Source organism: Faecalibacterium sp. Marseille-Q3530, assembly GCF_017377625.1.
GTDB classification, from domain to species: Bacteria; Bacillota; Clostridia; order Oscillospirales; family Ruminococcaceae; genus Faecalibacterium; species Faecalibacterium prausnitzii_E.
In genome coordinates this window covers 59,158-75,216 of sequence record NZ_JAFREH010000012.1, presented here as the reverse complement: position 1 = coordinate 75,216, position 16,059 = coordinate 59,158, and the positions used below count along the sequence as shown (strand labels likewise).

Here is a 16,059-nt window from a genome sequence, read left to right as displayed (position 1 = left end):
GACGAACCTCTCTGGCCGGGGGTTTTTTGCGCTTCCTTACCAGCGCGTCATATTCTTTTCAAACTTGGCGGTATACGCTTCTTTCAGTTCCCGCTCGCTGATTCCATAACACAGCAGGACATCGTTGTAATACATGAGCACATCCGCCATTTCTTCCACAAGATGCTGCCGTATCGCTGCATCCTCAACAGCAGTTTTGTCCCCGTTCTTTTTAATAATGTCGATGACCTCTCCGACTTCACCGAGCATCCATAATAGTTTATGTTTGCCCGCTTCCGGGCCGATCAGCTCCCACTTGTCTTTGTATTTTTCCTGTAGGGCCTGCTGCATTGCAAGCATTTCTTCTACCGTAAAATCGCCCATTCGCTCCTCCGTAAATTCAATCACACTTCTCGTTTCACCCAGTGTCAGGTAAACCGTTTACTTATCAGCCTGTTCTAACGCAATATCTGTCACTTCACGAAGCTTTGCCTGCAAAGCTTCTTTATCCGGCAGACAAAGTTTATAATCAGAAACCAACGTTGGAGACATACTGCGGCTTAATGCGTACTCTACCACAGCATCGTCTTTACTTGCACAGAGAACAACACCTACACTGGGATTTTCATTTGGTTTTTTCACGGTACGGTCAAGAGCTTCCAGATAAAAGTTGATTTGACCAATATGTTCCGGCTTAAATTTTCCGATTTTTAACTCAATGGGAACAAGGCAGGACAGCGCCCTATTATAGAACAACAAATCAATATAAAAATCCTGTCCGCCGACTTGCACACGATATTCTTCTCCAATAAAAGTAAAGTCCTTTCCAAATTCCAGGATCACCTGTTTGAGATTGTGCGTAATCGCTTTTCGCAGGTTATTTTCAGAGAAATCTTCCGGCAAATCCAAAAACTCCAAAATATAGGTATCCAAAATGCTGCTGCGAATACTTTGCGGAACCGATTGCGGCGGCAATTTTTTAGAGGACAGCATGGATCGCTCATAGTACGCACTGTCCATTTGACGTTCCAATTCGCGTTTTGAATAATGTTCTTTTACACAAAGAGAAAGATAAAAATGCCGTTCTTCTGCGGATTTGGAACCAGACATAATCAGCAGATGATTCGTCCAGCTGACTTGTGTCACCAGTGGTGACACAAATTCATCATCCTTGTAAAGTTCGTAGAACTGCTTCATTCGATACAACCCACGACGGTTGAACCCTTTTACTCCAGGGTTATGTTGGGCAATGTAAGCCGCTACCTCATCAATTACTTTATCACCAAAACTTGCTGTTGCACAAAGTTCAGAGAGATATTTCCCTACACTCCAATACATCCGTATCATTTCTGCATTGACGGCTTTCAATGCGCGGTCATGCGAAGTTTGAATGATTTGGATTACTTCATCAAACTGCCCAGCCGCAGGAACAATAGATTCCTTCATAGATTACTACCTCCTCGTTCGTTGTCCCCCATCCAAAAACGCATCTGCCTGCCGCAGTATTTCACGGGTCGAATCAAAGGTCAATGCTTCCACGGCGTTTTCAAACGGCAGCCATTGAATTGCTCTGACCTCTTCCTCCTGCGCTCTCGCATCCGTATGCTCTGCATATGCCAGAAAGAGCACCACGGTTTTCATGCAGTCCATCCTGGGAGAATACGCGATGGTTTTCCGAAACCCTTCCACAAACTCCACATCAAGACCTGTTTCTTCCCGAATCTCCCGCTCTGCCGTTTGAAGTTCTGTCTCGTCCTTCTCAACATGGCCTTTGCAAAGGGACACATGCCCTTTCTGCATCTGCTCTACAAGGTAGAACCTCGTTCCATTCTGTACGGTATAGATCACTGCACCGCAGCTTTTTTCGTATTGCATTGCGAATTGCTTCCTCTCAGCCGCCGTATTGTCCCGCTTCACTCCTCATCCAGCGCCCAATGATAGGCGCAGCGCACAGCCTTATTCCAGCCCTTGATGCGCCTGGTGCGCTCCTCGGCCGAGATATCCGGCAGGAAGGTGCGGTCCACCGACCAGTTCCGGACCACCTCGTCGGTGGACTGCCAGTAGCCCACGGCAAGGCCTGCAAGGTAGGCCGCGCCGAGGGCGGTCGTTTCCACGCAGCAGGGGCGCTCCACCGGCAGGCTGCTGATGTCGGCCATGGTCTGCATCAGGTAGTTGTTGGCGCAGGCACCGCCGTCCACCTTCAGGGCCTTCATGGCGATGCCGGAGTCGGCCTCCATGGCGTGGAGGACATCGTTCACCTGATAGCACAGGCTGTCCAGCGTGGCGCGGATGATGTGATTTTTGTTGCAGCCGCGGGTCAGGCCAACGATGGTTCCGCGGGCGTACTGATCCCAATGGGGCGCACCGAGGCCGGTGAAGGCGGGCACCACATAACAGCCGTTGGTGTCCTTCACCTTCCGGGCCATATACTCGGAGTCGCGGGCTTCTTCCAGCAGCCGCAGCTCGTCCCGCAGCCACTGGATGGCCGCACCGGCCACGAAAATGGAACCTTCCAGCGCATAATTCACGCTTTTCCCGCTGCTGCACGCAATGGTCGTGACAAGGCCGTTTTTCGAGACGACCGGCGTTTTGCCGGTGTTCATCAACAGAAAGCCGCCGGTGCCGAAGGTGTTCTTCGCCTCACCCGCCGAAAAGCAGGTCTGCCCGAAGAGCGCGGCCTGCTGGTCGCCCGCTGCGCCTGCAATTTTGATGCCCGAACCAAAGTGCATCGGGTCGGCCTCCGCGTAGAAGCAGCTGGACGGCATGGGCGTGGGCAGCATACAGCGCGGGATATTCAGCTCCCGCAGGATGTCCTCATCCCACTCCAGCGTGTGGATGTTGAACAGCATCGTGCGGCTGGCGTTGGTGTAGTCGGTCACATGGACCCGGCCGCAGGTCAGCTTCCAGATGAGCCAGGTCTCCACCGTGCCGAACAGCAGCCGCCCGGCCTCGGCCTTTTCCCGTGCGCCGGGCACGTTGTCCAGGATCCATTTCAGTTTGGTGGCGGAGAAGTATGCGTCAATGACCAGACCTGTCTTTGCCCGGAAGGTCTCGGTCAGGCCCCGCGCCTTGAGTTCGTCGCAGTAGGCGCTGGTGCGGCGGCACTGCCAGACGATGGCATGATAGACCGGCTCCCCGGTCTCACGGTCCCAGACGATGGTGGTCTCGCGCTGGTTCGTGATGCCGATGGCCGCGATGTCCGACGCGCTGGCCCCAATCTGGTTCATGGCCGAGAGCGCCACGCCCAGCTGCGTGGTCCAGATCTCGTTTGCGTCATGCTCCACCCAGCCCGGCTTCGGGAAATACTGGGTGAACTCTTTCTGAGCCACGCTGCACATCTCGCCCGCCTTGTTGAACAGGATGCAGCGGTTCGAGGTCGTCCCGGCATCCAGCGCCATGATATAGTTCATATCCACGTTCCTTTCTTACACTGCATCCCCTGGGCTTCCTGGTCGTGCCTGTGTGGTTGTATTATAACGCACCATCCGCGCGATTGCAACGCATCTGAACCCACGCTGCGAAATCTTCAAATTTCGTATTGACAACCTGCCGTTGTTGATTTATACTGTTTTCACACATTAACGCAGCCATTTCACAACCAAAAGGAGGCGAAGTGAATGGATCATTCCCCTTAGCGTCGTTTTCCCTGCACAGGGCAGCGTTCTGCTTTTTCCTGTTCCTGCTTGCACTCGATTCACTTTACAGATGGGAGGTTTTCTATGATCGAACAACAAATCACGCTCTGCTCCAACGGCCGCGCCGTCCTTTCGGGCTATTCCGGCGGGCTGCTGCTTGGCTACGCGCACAACACCGGCGTCTATCGGCTGCGGGTCGTCTGCTCCGGCGAGTGGGATGGGACCACCGTTGTGGCGTTCTGGCATCTGCCCGGTCCGGCCGGGCCGCTGACCACCCTTGTGGCCGACGGAGCCGTCGAAGTGCCCGCCCTCGTCACCGCGCAGGGCGGCAGCGGAACCGTCACCTTTGAAGGCTCCGACGGCACCCGCACCGTGACCAGCGCCAGCGTCCCCTACAGGGTGCTGAGCAACTCCGGCACCACGGACCCAACCCTGCCCGAACCGGACACCCCGGCCTGGCAGCAGTTTTTGCAGCAGGTCAAGCGGGAGCTTCGCAACGCCGCATCCGGCCTGTCCGACGAGGAGCGCGGGCTCATCCTTGCGCTGTTCCGCCACGCCGTCTACGACAACGGCGAGATGCTGCCCCACTACAACGCCTTGGCCGCACTCTGGAGCGGCAGCAGCCTGCCCGATGTCCCGCCCACGCCCAGCCAGCCGGACACACCAGATCCCCCCAACAACGGACTGCCGACGCCGCGGTATAAGCTGGCAGCTCCGAAGACTTTTGTACCGGCCAACAAAGAATGGATCGATACCGGGATCAAGCCGTTCGCAGCCATCGACACCGGCATGAATCTGACGGTGTATGCCACCTTTACGGTAGCAGACAGTGCGGTCAATACGGTGACATCGTTGCTTGATTGCTTCAGCAATCTTACTACCAACGATCAGAGAGGCATCGTGGTTGCCACATGGACCAACGGAACCGTGGGCGTGAACATGTTCACTTACGCCAGTCACTTTGTCAAGATCGAATCCGGCAAGAAACTGAAGTTTCTTCTCCAGATCAAGGGGACGCAGTTCCGGTTCCTGTCTTACGGTTCCCTGACCGAATGGAAGAACATCCCGAATTACGCCGCGAACAAGACGGTGGATCATCCGTTGATCCTTGGTGCGGGCTGGGGAGACGGCACGACAAAGGACCGTTTCTTCAATGGCACGGTATATGATTTCCGGGTATTTGACACGGCGCTGACCGATGCACAGATCACGACCCTGATGGAGGCAAACTGATATGGTATACGACCTGAATGGCACCACCCTGAGCACAGGCGGCGGCAGCGGGATGCTGAACGTGCTGGACTACGGCTTCAAGGGAGACGGTACCACCGACAACCTGGCCGCGTTCAATGCGCTCATCGCCGCGCACCCGGCCGAGACGCTGTATTTCCCGAAGGGCGTGTATGCGTTTTCCGGCAAGCTGGTGCTCGACTTCTGTTATATGGTGCTCGACAACGCCGAGCTGAAGTGCACGGCGGCCACCAAAGTAGACCGCTTTGTCGAGATCCGCGGCAAAATGACTCCCATTGGACACCCTCGTCAGGACATGTTCATCCGGGGCAATGGCAAAGTCAACGCGAACTTCAAGGCAGACGACTGCATCGCCGTGGCACGGCAGAAATGCACCCTGATCGACCACATCTCCATCCAGAACTTCCAGCGGTACGGCATCTGCGGCAAATTCGAGGATGCGTCCATGGAGACGGAAGGTCTGGTAGCAAGCAACCTCTCGTATGAGCTGATGGTGCGCAACTGCCTGATCGAGACGTCGCTGATATACAAGTACGCGGTGGGCATCTATGACACCGGCGACTCCATGTACACCGATATCGTCATCCTGAACGTGAAGACAGCGCTCTCGTGCAACGGCAGCAGCATCTTCCACAACATCCACGCCTGGTGCTACGATTTCGACCACAGCGACCACGATACCCAAAAAGCCCTGATGGAAGATACCGTCTTTGCGTACATTCGCGTGAACGGCCCCCGCTTCTCGGACTGCTACTGCGACACCTACCAGAGAGGATTCAAATTCTACGACGGGCGGACCCTTGCCTATATCACGAATTTCAGATGGTATATTGCTGCCGAGACCTGGCCCACCGACCTGCCAGCCTATGTCTTCCCGGCCAACCCGACCGGGCAGGCGATGTACAAGGTCTTTGGCGCGGACATCAACGGTTCGGGCGTGACCAAGTTCAGCGATGTGGACCTGAGCAGCCAGACGAACTGCCGCTGGTACGGCATCGTGCACAACCTGAGCGACGCACCGAGCACTTTGCAGTAAATTTTTGAACGCACTTTACGATCTTTGACCGAATATCCACCTCTGACAAACCGTGGGCGCGGAAGATGCCATTCCGCCGCCCACGGTTTTTTGCGGTTTTGGGCCGTTTGCCCCGCCAAATTGCGATGATTTTGTGAACACATCTTGCAGGAAAAGAGGGATGATGCTATTATTAAGTTGTTTATTTACACCTATTATATAGAAATCCTCCGATTCTACTTTTCGCAACGAAAGGCTGGACCCTGTGAAGATCTTATTCGTCAATAAATTTCTCTACCCCCGCGGCGGTGCAGAGACCTATTTCCTCAAGATCGGCGAGGAACTGACTCGCCGGGGCCACGAGGTCGAATATTTTGGCATGTACGACGAAAAGAACACCGTCGGCAATGCCCTGCACCTCGCCACCACCAATATGGACTTCCACAACGCCGGGCCGGAAAAACTGCTCTACCCCTTCCGCATCCTCTACTCGTTTGAGGCGAAACGGAAGCTGAAGCAGGTCATCGGGCAGTTCCAGCCCGACCTCATCCATTTCAACAACATCAATTTCCAGCTGACACCCTCGGTCATCTGCGCCGGGGCAGAATGCGGGGTGCCCATGGTGCAGACGGTACACGATGTGCAGATGCTCTGCCCCAACCACATGATGATGGAGTTCAACTCCAAAAAGCTCTGCGAAGCCTGCATGGGCAAAAAAAGCAAGTGGCCCTGCGTGAAAAAGCGCTGCATCCACGGCTCGCTGCCCAAGAGCCTCATCGGTGCCGTGGAGGGCACCTTTTACGAGTGCAATCACGTCTATGACAAGATCGACCGCTTCATCTGCCCCAGTGCGTTTCTGGAGAAGAAGCTCCTCACCGTCCCCCGCTTCCGGGGCAAGACGGTGATGCTGCACAACTTTCTGAGCCGGGTCGCTGCGGCTGCCCCTGCCGAAAAGGGGGATTATGTCCTCTACTTCGGCCGCCTCTCGGAGGAAAAGGGCATCGACCGCATCCTCGAAGCCTGCAAGCTGCTGCCGGACATTCCCTTCGTCATCGCGGGCAGCGGCCCCATGGAGGATCTGTGCAAAAACTGCACCCTGCCCAACGTGAAGTACGTCGGCTTCCAGACCGGCAAAGCGCTCGAAGACCTCGTGGCCGGGGCGCTGTTCACCCTGCACCTGTCCATCTGGTACGAAAACTGCCCGCTGGCTCTGCTGGAATCCCAGTCCCTCGGCACCCCGGTGCTCTGCAACCGGATCGGCGGCATCCCGGAACTGGTGGAAGAGGGCCGCACCGGCATCCTGAACGACACCTTCACCCCGGCCGCCTACGCGGAAAAGATTCGGGCGCTCTATGCAGACAAGCCCCTGCTGGCCGAGATGTCGGCCCACTGCATCCAGAAAAAAGACCGCATGATGACGCTGGAGCGCTACTGCGACCAGCTGCTGGCCCTGTATGGCGATGTGGTGAAGAACGCCTGATGAATCGGAATTTTTTCTGTATTATCAACTAAATGTAAAGGAACGACGTCTATGAACGATCTGCTGCGAAAGACCCGGCGCGCCTTTCATCTGCTGCGGGAACTCCTGAAATATGAAACTGCCACCTGCTGTGCTGCCGTTCTGAAGTGCTGGAACAAGGATTACCGGCATGTCTGGCTCGTCTCCGAGCGGGGCCGCGAAGCGCGGGACAACGGCTACCACATCTTTGCCTATCTGAACCGGGAGCATCCTGAATTGAACAGCTGGTTCGTAGCAGACCCCACCCTGTCGGACTATGAGCGGGTGCAAGCGCTGGGCCGGGTCGTGCCCTACCGCAGCTGGAAGCACTATCTGCTCTGCGCCGCATCGGAAATGAAGATCAGCACCCATGTGCTGGGCTACACCCCGGAGATCGACAGCTACTACATGCTCGACAAGCTCCATGTGGTCCATGGCCCCCGCGCCTTTTTGCAGCACGGGGTCATCATCGACGACATGAAATGGTATCACTACCCCAACATCCGCACCGACCTTTTCGTCTGCTCCCTGCAAAAAGAGCGAGATTTTGTAGAATCCGCCTATCATTATCCAGCTGGTATTGTCAAACGGCTGGGTCTGTGCCGGTTTGACGCCCTGCTGCGCCCCCACGAGACCAAGCGCCAGCTGCTGCTGATGCCCACCTGGCGCACCTACGCCATCGAGCGGAAGACTCAGGCCGAGTTCGAGCAGAGCGACTACTTCCGGCACTGGCAGGACGTCATCTCCAGTCCGGAGCTGGAGGCGCTGCTGGAGAAGCACGGCTATGAGGCCGTCTTCTACCCTCATTTCGAGGTGCAGCGTTTTCTGAGCAGCTTTCACACCGCCAACTCGCGGGTGAAGATCGCGGCGCTGGGTGAGGCCGATGTGCAGACCCTTCTGATGGAATCCGCCGTCATGGTCAGCGATTTTTCCAGCGTACAGTTCGATTTTGCCTATATGAAAAAGCCCCTCCTCTATTACCAGTTCGATGAGGCGCAGTATTGGGGCGTGCACCACGACGTCGGCTACTTCAGCTACCGGGACGACGGCTTCGGGCCTGTGGTCACCGAGCAGGCAGCGCTCTTCCGGGAGCTGGACCGCGCTCTGACTCAGAACGGCACGATATCCCCCTTCTACGCAAAGCGCGTGGACGCGCTGTTCGACCAGGTGGATGACCAGAACTGTGCCCGCAACTATCAGGCCATCGTGGAGCTTTTGAACTGAACGAACGCGAAGAGCCGCGGCTTGCCCACAGGCTCGCACAGGAGGACAGATGCCAAGTCTTATGAAACTACTCTTTGGGAGATATGGCAGCGGAAACTGGGAGTATCTTGCGCAGCATGGAGGAACACAATTCCTGAAGCGGAAACCGGCGCAGCGGCCGTTCTGGCTGCCGCTGCTCTACATTGCCATGATGGGCATCGGGTTCTGGTACCGCGGCATGGGCCTGCCCTGGTTCATAAAGTACCTGGTACAGGCCGCCGTGGTCGGCCTGGCCGCCTGTTTTCTGCTCATCACCGGAGACTTCAACCGATTGCCCCTCATCGGGGAATATTACATCATCTTTCTCATCCCCTTTGTGATGATGGCGGCGTGGTCCATGCTTGTCTGGTCGCTGGATTTCCAGCAGCTGAACTACATGTCCCGCGGGTGTTCCACCATCCTCTACCACATGATCTCGCTTACCTCGATGTGCGCAGCGGTGTATCTGTTCGGCGGCAAAGCCATCGACTACACCTTCTACGGCATGTGCATCGCCAATGTCTGCATCCTGGTGTTCGACAGCCTCCGGCCCTACGGCCTGAGTGAGTTCATCACCGGCTTCATCGCCTTTGCCAAATCCGGCGGCGTGGACACCAATGCGCCCATCAAGGCGCTGGAAGTCCACGACCTGACCTTCGGGTTCGGGCTGATGGTCCTCTATTACGCCCTCTTTGAAAAAGGTTGGCGGCGGGTCGTCCATCTCACACTGGCGGCGGGCTTCTTCTATCTGGGTCTCAAGCGCATCGCCCTCATCGGTATGCTCGGCGTGCTGTTGATGCACCTGTTCATCACCCGGCTCAAGCCCAAGGGGCAGAACTTTGTGCTCCATTCCATCTCCATCTTCGCCATCGCCATCTGCCTGTTCTACGTCTTCTTTATCTGGTCGGGCCTGTTCAGCTGGACGGTGGACACCCTGGGCATCGACACCATGGGCCGCGAGGGCCTGTACGAAGCCTTCACCGACCTGTATTCCTTCAGCCCCACGTTCCGCGGCTACGGCATCGGCTGGGTCACGCGGTATATCAGCATCATGAACGCAGCGGGCATCGGCGTCTTTGGCACCCACGACTTCGGCGGGATGCACAACGACCTTGTGACCATGTACATTGAGCTTGGCTTCTGGGGCTTTTCCTTCTGGATCTGGCTCAGCTGGCAGGGCAAGGTCGTCTGGTGCCAGAAGCAGTACGGCACCGAGACCGCTTTCCTGCTGTTGTACTGCACCATTTATGCGTTTGTGACCTACGCGACCGACAACACCGCCTTTTACTGCTATATGAACACGATCTTCATGCTGCTGCCCATCGGCCACGCTATGAAGCAGCTGGATCGAAACGAGGTGATCTACAACCATGCCATCTCCCAAAACAAACCAACCGAACCGCCCGCAAAAAAGTAAGTTCTGGGCGCTGGTCGAACTTCTCTTCCAGGGGCTGTGGAAGCACCGCCTCCTCTACCTGGCCCTCATCCTTCTGGTGATGTGCTCCACCAGCTTTGCGATGTACCACCTGAAAGCCCGCACCGCAAAGATGATGATTGCCCTGAACTACGAGGAAGCCACCAGAGGGCTTTACCCCAACAACACCCGGTTCAACATCTCGCTCATCAAATCGGACGACGTGCTGGACCGCGCCATCGCGAAGGCCGGCCTCGAAGGCCAGGTCACCGCGCAGGATATGGCCGAAAACATCACGGCCTGGGCTGCCAACGTCAACGGAATGCAGCTGCCCTCCGACACCACAAACTACAAGATCGCCACCACCTACACCATCACCTACGAAAAGAACGACGAGATCGGCCCCCGCATCTCGGCCAGAGATATGCTCAGCCTGATCGTCGAGTCCTACAAAGAGGCCTTCTACGAGGACTATACCTACGTCGAGATGGGCATCTCCCCCGATTGGTCCGAGTGCGACAAGCAGGAGTACATGGAGATCGGCTCCTTCTTTGAAAAGGAGTGCCAGAAGCTCCACCGCTTCCTGAACACCAACGCCAAGGAGAACGGCACCTTCCGCTCCGAACTCACCGGCGAGACCTTCACCTCTCTGCGCCAGAAGGTGGACAATTTCACCAGCATCGACCTTGAAAAATACGATTCCTATGTTTTGCAGAGCGGCCTCTCCAAAAACCGGGAGCGCTACATCAGCAAGCTGGAATACCAGAACTTTCTGAAGAACATCAGCTACCAGAAACTCATGGCCGAATACCAGAACCGCCTGCACACCATCGAGATCTATGACTCGGCCCTGACTGCCGTTGTTCTGATCCCCACGCTGGACACCCAGAACAACTTTTATATGTCCCGCACCAAGGTCGCCATCGACTACCAGGCCTCGGCGGCCGAGAGCGCCAACGACTCCGCCAACGATACGATGGCCATCATCCAGAAAAACGAATACGCCATCCGCCAGATGAGTGCCCAGACGGCCAATACGCCTTCCAGCATCGCGACCGCCGAGAGCATGATCCAGGATATGAAGCAGAAGCTGGAGAACCTCATCGAGACCTCCCGGATCCTCAACAAGGAATACATCCGCTACAAGACCAAAAACTACCTGACCATCAGTTTTGAGCAACGTTCTCTGGCCGACGAGCTGAGCATCAAGTGGATGATCCTGACCGGCGGCGTCACGTTCTGTGCACTCTGCGCCAGGGTCCTCGCCAAGAGCAAAGTCATCCGCGATAAGGACAAAACGAAATGAAAAGCTTTAACATCATCCGATATCTGAAAAAATGGTGGCCGCTCATCGCGCTGATGTCGTTCTGTGCAGGCGTGTTCTTCATGCGCTATGCCACCACCAACCAGGCCTATACGGCGCAGTCCATCATCAAATACAACTACTCCCAGGCCGAGGACGGCAAGACCCCCAGCGGCGGCGAGCTGGATGTTTCGGAGATCTTCTCTTCCTCCGTCGTCAAGCAGGCCATTGAAAATCTGGACCTGACCGTCAACGTGGATACCATCCGCTCCGGCGGCACAGTCACCCCCATCGTGCCCGACGATGTGGCCAAGACCCAGGCGGCCAAAATTGAAAAAGGTGAGGACGTGGAGGAATACCAATCCACCGAATACCTCGTCACGCTCTCGCTCAGCAGCAATTACGACACCGAGTACGCCCGCACCATGCTGGATGAGATCCTGAGCTGCTACTTTGCCAGCTTCGGCGAAAAATACGTGGACTATTACACCATCCCCAACAATGCCTCTGCGCTGGACGGCCATGGCTACGACTACCTCGAACAGGCGGAGATCCTGAAAAACACCGTTTCCGAGATCTCCTCCAACCTCATCAACTGCCAGAAATCGCACCCGGAGTTCATCTCTTCCCACACCGGGATGTCTCTCTCGGACCTGCTCGATGAGTACAACTACGTCGGCGACGTTGAGATCCCCTATCTCTTCTCCGAGATTTTGGGCGGCAAGCTGACACAGAACCGGGAAGTCCTGCTCAAAAAATATCAGGAGCGCTACAACACCTACATCATGGAAGGCGATGTGGACACCGAGAAGGTCGCCGCCGTACTGGAAGTCATCCAGAGCTACGGCAACAAGAACAAGGACGGCGCCCTCTACTATCAAAAAGGAGCCCGGACCGGCACCGAGGATGACGCCGGCGGCTTCGTGCTGAGCGATGTCTACGAGTATGACACCAAAGTAGACCGCACCACCGTCTACGACACCCTCATCAGCGACTACGTGACGATCCTGAACCGCAAGTCCAACAACGTCATCGACGCTGCCTACTGCCAGTATATCATCGACGTGTTCCAGGATGCGGCCGACTCCACGGACGTTTCCAGCGAGAACAAGGCCTTCTCCCAGCAGTCTGTGGAGCAGGAGATCGACGCCCTGCAGAGCCAGCTGAATTCCCTGTATGAGAGCCTCTCCATCACCATGAAGGAGTACAACAAATACTGTGGCGCGGTCAACCTGGGCGTTCTGGCCAGCACCACGGTCAGCGAGAAGATCAACGTCAAGCTGTACATCCTGCTGGGCGTCGCAGTCTTCTTCATCCTGGGCGTCTGCGGTGCCATCCTGCTGGGCCGTATCCAGGACTTTGTGGAATACATGTTCTTCACCGAGCAGTCGCTGGATATGCCCAACCGCACCGCCTGTGATCTGTTCATCCGGAACAACAGCGGCCGCGTCCTGCCGGACGATACCGTTTGTGTGGTGGTGGAGCTGGCCAACCTGAGCCAGATCAACACCGTCTATGGCCGCGAACGCGGCAACGCGATGCTGACCCAGTTTGCCGGCTTCCTGAAGGAAGCCTCGGCCACCTGCGGCACCGTCTATTACAACGGCGGCCAGCAGTTCATCGGCTTCTTCGACCAGTGCCGGATGGAGGACGCTGAGAGCTTTGCCGACTACTTCCACCGCCTCATCGCAGCCTACAACGCCGAAAGCACCGAGGCCACCTACGAATACGCCATCGGCATTGCGGAGAGCAAGGCCAGCAACGCTTATTCAGTCCGCGCACTGCTGCGTGAAGCACTGCGCTCAAGAACCAGACAGGAGTGATACATTTTGGCTTCTCATTACGCGCCCCGCAAGGCCCGTTTCGGCCCTTTGAAAAAGATCGTCCTGGGCATCCTTCAGTTCGTGTTGGGGCTGGCGGTGCTGCTGGCGGCCCTGTGGGGCATCTTCACCCTTATTGCAAAGCATCAGAGCTTCGTCGAGAGCTACTATCAGGTCCAGTCCGACAAGCTGACCTCGAACATCCGGGTCGTTCAGCTGTCCGATCTGCATCTGCATGAGTTCGGCGACCACAATGCGGATCTGATCGAGCGGATCACCGCGCTCAAGCCGGACATCATCGCCATCACCGGCGACATGAACGACAAACTGGTGGACGACTATTCCGTCGTCACCGACCTGTGCGAAGAGCTTGTCAAGATCGCGCCGGTGTACTACGTGCCCGGCAACCACGAATGGCCCAAGATCGTTTTTCACAACTCCCCCATCGGGACAGATCTGGAGGCCATCGGCGTCCACTTCCTGGCAGACGAGACTGAGACGCTGGAGGTGAACGGCAACACCATCGCCATCGGCGGCGTGGCCGAAGCACCCGCTTCCTACGAGCGGTACGCCAGTGCATATTTCGAGAGTTTTGAGCAGCTGGATGCCTTCAAGCTGCTGCTGGTCCACTATCCGGAATATTTTCTGGAGGACGGCTTCTTCTCTGACGTGCCGGTCGATCTGGCGCTCTGCGGCCACACCCACGGCGGGATGATCCGCATCCCCGGCATCGGCGGGCTTTACACGCCGGATCAGGGCGTTCTGCCAACGCTGACCGAGGGGCTGCATCAGATCGGCGACACCTCCCTCATCATCAGCCGCGGTCTGGGCGACGGCAAGGGGACGCCGGTCCCCCGCATCAACAATCCGCCGGAGCTGGTCATCGTGGATATCAACTGGTTCTGAGAACATTCATCCTGCCAAATGGCAGCAAAACGCCCCCTGGTATCGCAGCGATACCAGGGGGCGTCTCTGTTTTATTCAGATATTCAGAACTTGAACAGATTCACGATGCGCTCCCACAGGCGGGTGAAGAAGCTGCCCTCCTGGGTGGTGGTCTCGGCCACAGCCGTATTCTCGGCGGCAGCCACGGTCTCACCGGTCTTGTAGATGAACTTCACGTTGGAAGAAGCGCCTTCCGGTGCACCGGCGAAGCTGGTGTAGTTCTCCAGGCGGCTGGTCATCTCGTCCAGGACCGTCTTCAGGGCGTGGATCTGGTCGGTGTCCAGCGAGCCGGTCAGCTTGGAGATGCCCTCCTCGTTGAACTGGACCAGGCCATCGCTCAGCTGGGTGGCACCGTCGGTCAGCTGGCTGACGCCGTTGTTCAGGGTGTTCACGCCATCGTAAAGGGTCTTGCTGCCGGAGGCCAGCTGGGCGCTGCCGTCCTTGGCAGAGTGGGCACCGTCGGCCGCAGTGGCGACACCGCTGGTGTACTGGTTGACGCTGGAAACGAAGTACTGGATCTGGCTCAGGCTGGTCTTCAGAGCGCGGACGCTGGCGATATCGTCGCTGTTCTCGGCCTGCAGCTTGAGCTCCTCGTGGGCGATCTGCTGGGCGTCGGCATTGGTCAGCAGCTGCACCAGACCGCAGATCATGGAGGGATCGTAGCTCTGCATCAGGCGGAGGGCTGCTTCCAGATCATGGTCGGTCTTGGTCGCGGAGAGGTAGAGGGCCAGGTCGAGCTGGCTGTCCTTGAAGCTGGGGGCCTGCTCCCAGATGGTGCGGACCATCTTCTTGCGGGCAGCGGCCAGCGTCTTGTCGTTCATGGTCAGGACTTCGTCGATGACGGCTTCATAGTTGTCCCAGGTCATGGGGGTGTCGATGAGGCCGCCCTCCATCAGGGTCTTGTTTGCGGAAGCCAGAACGCCGTCGGCCACCTGCTGGGCACCGGCATTCAGGGCGGCATTGTTGGAGGTCAGGGTGTCGAGGCCGTTGGTCAGCTGGCCGAGGCCGTTGTCCAGCGTGGCAACACCGGTCTTCAGCTGGGATGCACCATCCAGCAGAGCCAGCGTACCGCCGGCCAGCTGCGAGACGCCGTCTTCCAGCTGAGACGCACCGTCCATGAGCTGGCTCATAGCGTCGTTCAGCTGCTGGATACCGTCGGTCAGCTCGTTGATGCTGTCGAGGTCAAAGACATTGTCCGTGCCCAGTGCATCGGGGCTGGTGGCTGCGGCCAGCATGATCTGCGGAGCTGCCAGATTTTCCACATCGGCTTCCACAGTCACGCTGTCCTGCAAATAATCTTCCACCGTGGACAGGTCCTCCGGCAGCAGACCGGACAGCGAATCCTTCACGCCGGGCAGGGTGACGAACGCAGCCACGTTGCTCTTGGCGGCAGACTCGATCACGCCGTGCTCAGCGGTCACATTGGAGACGTCCTCCCCAAAGATGACGCCCACCGCCGTGATGAGCGGGGTGACGATGGTGCGGTCGGTGCCGTTGACATTCACGGTGCCGGTCTCGTTGTTGGTCAGGTCGATTTGAATGGTCAGGTGGCCGCTTTTGCCCATCAGGTTCTCCAGGCTGTCGGTCACGCCGTCCAGCGTGTAGGTGACTTTGGCCGAGATGGGCAGATCACGGTCGGTGGTCCCTTTATAATAGACGTCGGTGTCGTCGGTGTTCCAGACCAGCTTTTCGCCGTCCTGGGTAAAGGCGGCATCGCTCTCGGTGTTCTGGATGTCGGTCAGGGAAGAAACATCGGTCACGCCGGACAGGCCGTTGGCGTTGTACAGATGCTCGCTGACGCTGGTGCTCTTGATGGAGCCATCGGCGTTCATGACCGCGTAGACGTTCTCAGACTTGGCAAAATCGGACTTGCCTGCGGCAAAGGCAGGCATCGTCATGCTGGCGGCGAGAGTCAGCGCCAGCGCCGCACTGGCGAAACGAAGCGATTTCTTCATGG

Annotated in this window: 13 protein-coding genes; 8 read left to right on the top strand and 5 right to left on the bottom strand. The window is 57.1% G+C overall.

Features of this window, described 5'->3' with window-relative positions; genetic code table 11:
• Positions 1 to 36: 36 nt before the first annotated feature.
• From J3350_RS10515 to glpK, 4 genes are read right to left on the bottom strand one after another with little or no spacing between them, the layout of a single operon-like run.
• The gene (locus J3350_RS10515) at positions 37 to 363 is read right to left on the bottom strand and encodes a dATP/dGTP pyrophosphohydrolase domain-containing protein (protein ID WP_207686576.1); all 327 of its coding nucleotides are present in this window, start codon (positions 361 to 363) and stop codon (positions 37 to 39) included.
• A gap of 57 nt (positions 364 to 420) precedes the next feature.
• Positions 421 to 1,425 carry a YhcG family protein gene (locus J3350_RS10510; protein WP_207686575.1) on the bottom strand — a complete coding sequence of 335 codons (1,005 nt, stop codon included), beginning with the start codon at positions 1,423 to 1,425 and terminating at the stop codon, positions 421 to 423.
• 6 nt (positions 1,426 to 1,431) lie between these two features.
• Positions 1,432 to 1,854: a bis(5'-nucleosyl)-tetraphosphatase gene (locus tag J3350_RS10505; protein WP_207686574.1), complete on the bottom strand. Its 423-nt coding sequence runs from the start codon at positions 1,852 to 1,854 to the stop codon at positions 1,432 to 1,434.
• 38 nt (positions 1,855 to 1,892) lie between these two features.
• A complete protein-coding gene (gene glpK, locus J3350_RS10500; protein WP_118554001.1) occupies positions 1,893 to 3,389 on the bottom strand; it encodes a glycerol kinase GlpK in 1,497 nt (498 codons plus the stop codon).
• Positions 3,390 to 3,698: 309 nt separating this feature from the next.
• On the opposite strand from glpK, the gene J3350_RS10495 reads away from it, so the two are divergent.
• The 8 genes from J3350_RS10495 to J3350_RS10460 all read left to right on the top strand — a co-directional run bounded on the left by J3350_RS10495 (position 3,699) and on the right by J3350_RS10460 (position 14,063).
• Positions 3,699 to 4,847: a hypothetical protein gene (locus tag J3350_RS10495; protein ID WP_207686573.1), complete on the top strand. Its 1,149-nt coding sequence runs from the start codon at positions 3,699 to 3,701 to the stop codon at positions 4,845 to 4,847.
• Position 4,848: 1 nt separating this feature from the next.
• Positions 4,849 to 5,901 (top strand): glycosyl hydrolase family 28-related protein, encoded by a 1,053-nt coding sequence (locus tag J3350_RS10490; protein WP_207686572.1) that lies wholly within the window; start codon positions 4,849 to 4,851, stop codon positions 5,899 to 5,901.
• Between the two features lie 244 nt (positions 5,902 to 6,145).
• Complete coding sequence (locus J3350_RS10485; protein WP_207686571.1) at positions 6,146 to 7,360, top strand: glycosyltransferase; 1,215 nt, start codon at positions 6,146 to 6,148, stop codon at positions 7,358 to 7,360.
• Between the two features lie 51 nt (positions 7,361 to 7,411).
• A complete protein-coding gene (locus J3350_RS10480) occupies positions 7,412 to 8,602 on the top strand; it encodes a CDP-glycerol glycerophosphotransferase family protein (RefSeq protein WP_207686570.1) in 1,191 nt (396 codons plus the stop codon).
• Positions 8,603 to 8,651: 49 nt separating this feature from the next.
• Complete coding sequence (locus J3350_RS10475) at positions 8,652 to 10,037, top strand: O-antigen ligase family protein (RefSeq protein ID WP_207686569.1); 1,386 nt, start codon at positions 8,652 to 8,654, stop codon at positions 10,035 to 10,037.
• Entirely contained in the window at positions 9,991 to 11,340 is a 1,350-nt protein-coding gene (locus J3350_RS10470; RefSeq protein WP_207686568.1) for a hypothetical protein, read from the top strand. The genes J3350_RS10475 and J3350_RS10470 overlap by 47 nt, the downstream gene beginning before the upstream one ends.
• Positions 11,337 to 13,160, top strand: a complete 1,824-nt coding sequence (locus J3350_RS10465) for a diguanylate cyclase domain-containing protein (protein WP_207686567.1) — start codon at positions 11,337 to 11,339, stop codon at positions 13,158 to 13,160. The genes J3350_RS10470 and J3350_RS10465 overlap by 4 nt, the downstream gene beginning before the upstream one ends.
• Positions 13,161 to 13,166: 6 nt before the next feature.
• Positions 13,167 to 14,063 (top strand): metallophosphoesterase, encoded by an 897-nt coding sequence (locus J3350_RS10460; RefSeq protein ID WP_207686566.1) that lies wholly within the window; start codon positions 13,167 to 13,169, stop codon positions 14,061 to 14,063.
• A gap of 83 nt (positions 14,064 to 14,146) precedes the next feature.
• Here the strand turns inward: J3350_RS10460 and J3350_RS10455 are convergent, their stop codons facing one another.
• The gene (locus tag J3350_RS10455) at positions 14,147 to 16,057 is read right to left on the bottom strand and encodes a hypothetical protein (protein ID WP_207686565.1); all 1,911 of its coding nucleotides are present in this window, start codon (positions 16,055 to 16,057) and stop codon (positions 14,147 to 14,149) included.
• Positions 16,058 to 16,059 lie beyond the last annotated feature (2 nt).

Bases quoted from the DNA above. Each gene is read 5' to 3' on its own strand.
- J3350_RS10510 (WP_207686575.1), bottom strand. From the start codon at position 1,425: ATGAAGGAATCTATTGTTCCTGCGGCTGGGCAGTTTGATGAAGTAATC.
- J3350_RS10455 (WP_207686565.1), bottom strand. From the start codon at position 16,057: ATGAAGAAATCGCTTCGTTTCGCCAGTGCGGCGCTGGCGCTGACTCTC.
- J3350_RS10465 (WP_207686567.1), top strand. From the start codon at position 11,337: ATGAAAAGCTTTAACATCATCCGATATCTGAAAAAATGGTGGCCGCTC.
- J3350_RS10475 (WP_207686569.1), top strand. From the start codon at position 8,652: ATGCCAAGTCTTATGAAACTACTCTTTGGGAGATATGGCAGCGGAAAC.
- J3350_RS10505 (WP_207686574.1), bottom strand. From the start codon at position 1,854: ATGCAATACGAAAAAAGCTGCGGTGCAGTGATCTATACCGTACAGAAT.
- J3350_RS10495 (WP_207686573.1), top strand. From the start codon at position 3,699: ATGATCGAACAACAAATCACGCTCTGCTCCAACGGCCGCGCCGTCCTT.
- J3350_RS10490 (WP_207686572.1), top strand. From the start codon at position 4,849: ATGGTATACGACCTGAATGGCACCACCCTGAGCACAGGCGGCGGCAGC.
- J3350_RS10515 (WP_207686576.1), bottom strand. From the start codon at position 363: ATGGGCGATTTTACGGTAGAAGAAATGCTTGCAATGCAGCAGGCCCTA.
- J3350_RS10480 (WP_207686570.1), top strand. From the start codon at position 7,412: ATGAACGATCTGCTGCGAAAGACCCGGCGCGCCTTTCATCTGCTGCGG.
- glpK (WP_118554001.1), bottom strand. From the start codon at position 3,389: ATGAACTATATCATGGCGCTGGATGCCGGGACGACCTCGAACCGCTGC.
- J3350_RS10470 (WP_207686568.1), top strand. From the start codon at position 9,991: ATGCCATCTCCCAAAACAAACCAACCGAACCGCCCGCAAAAAAGTAAG.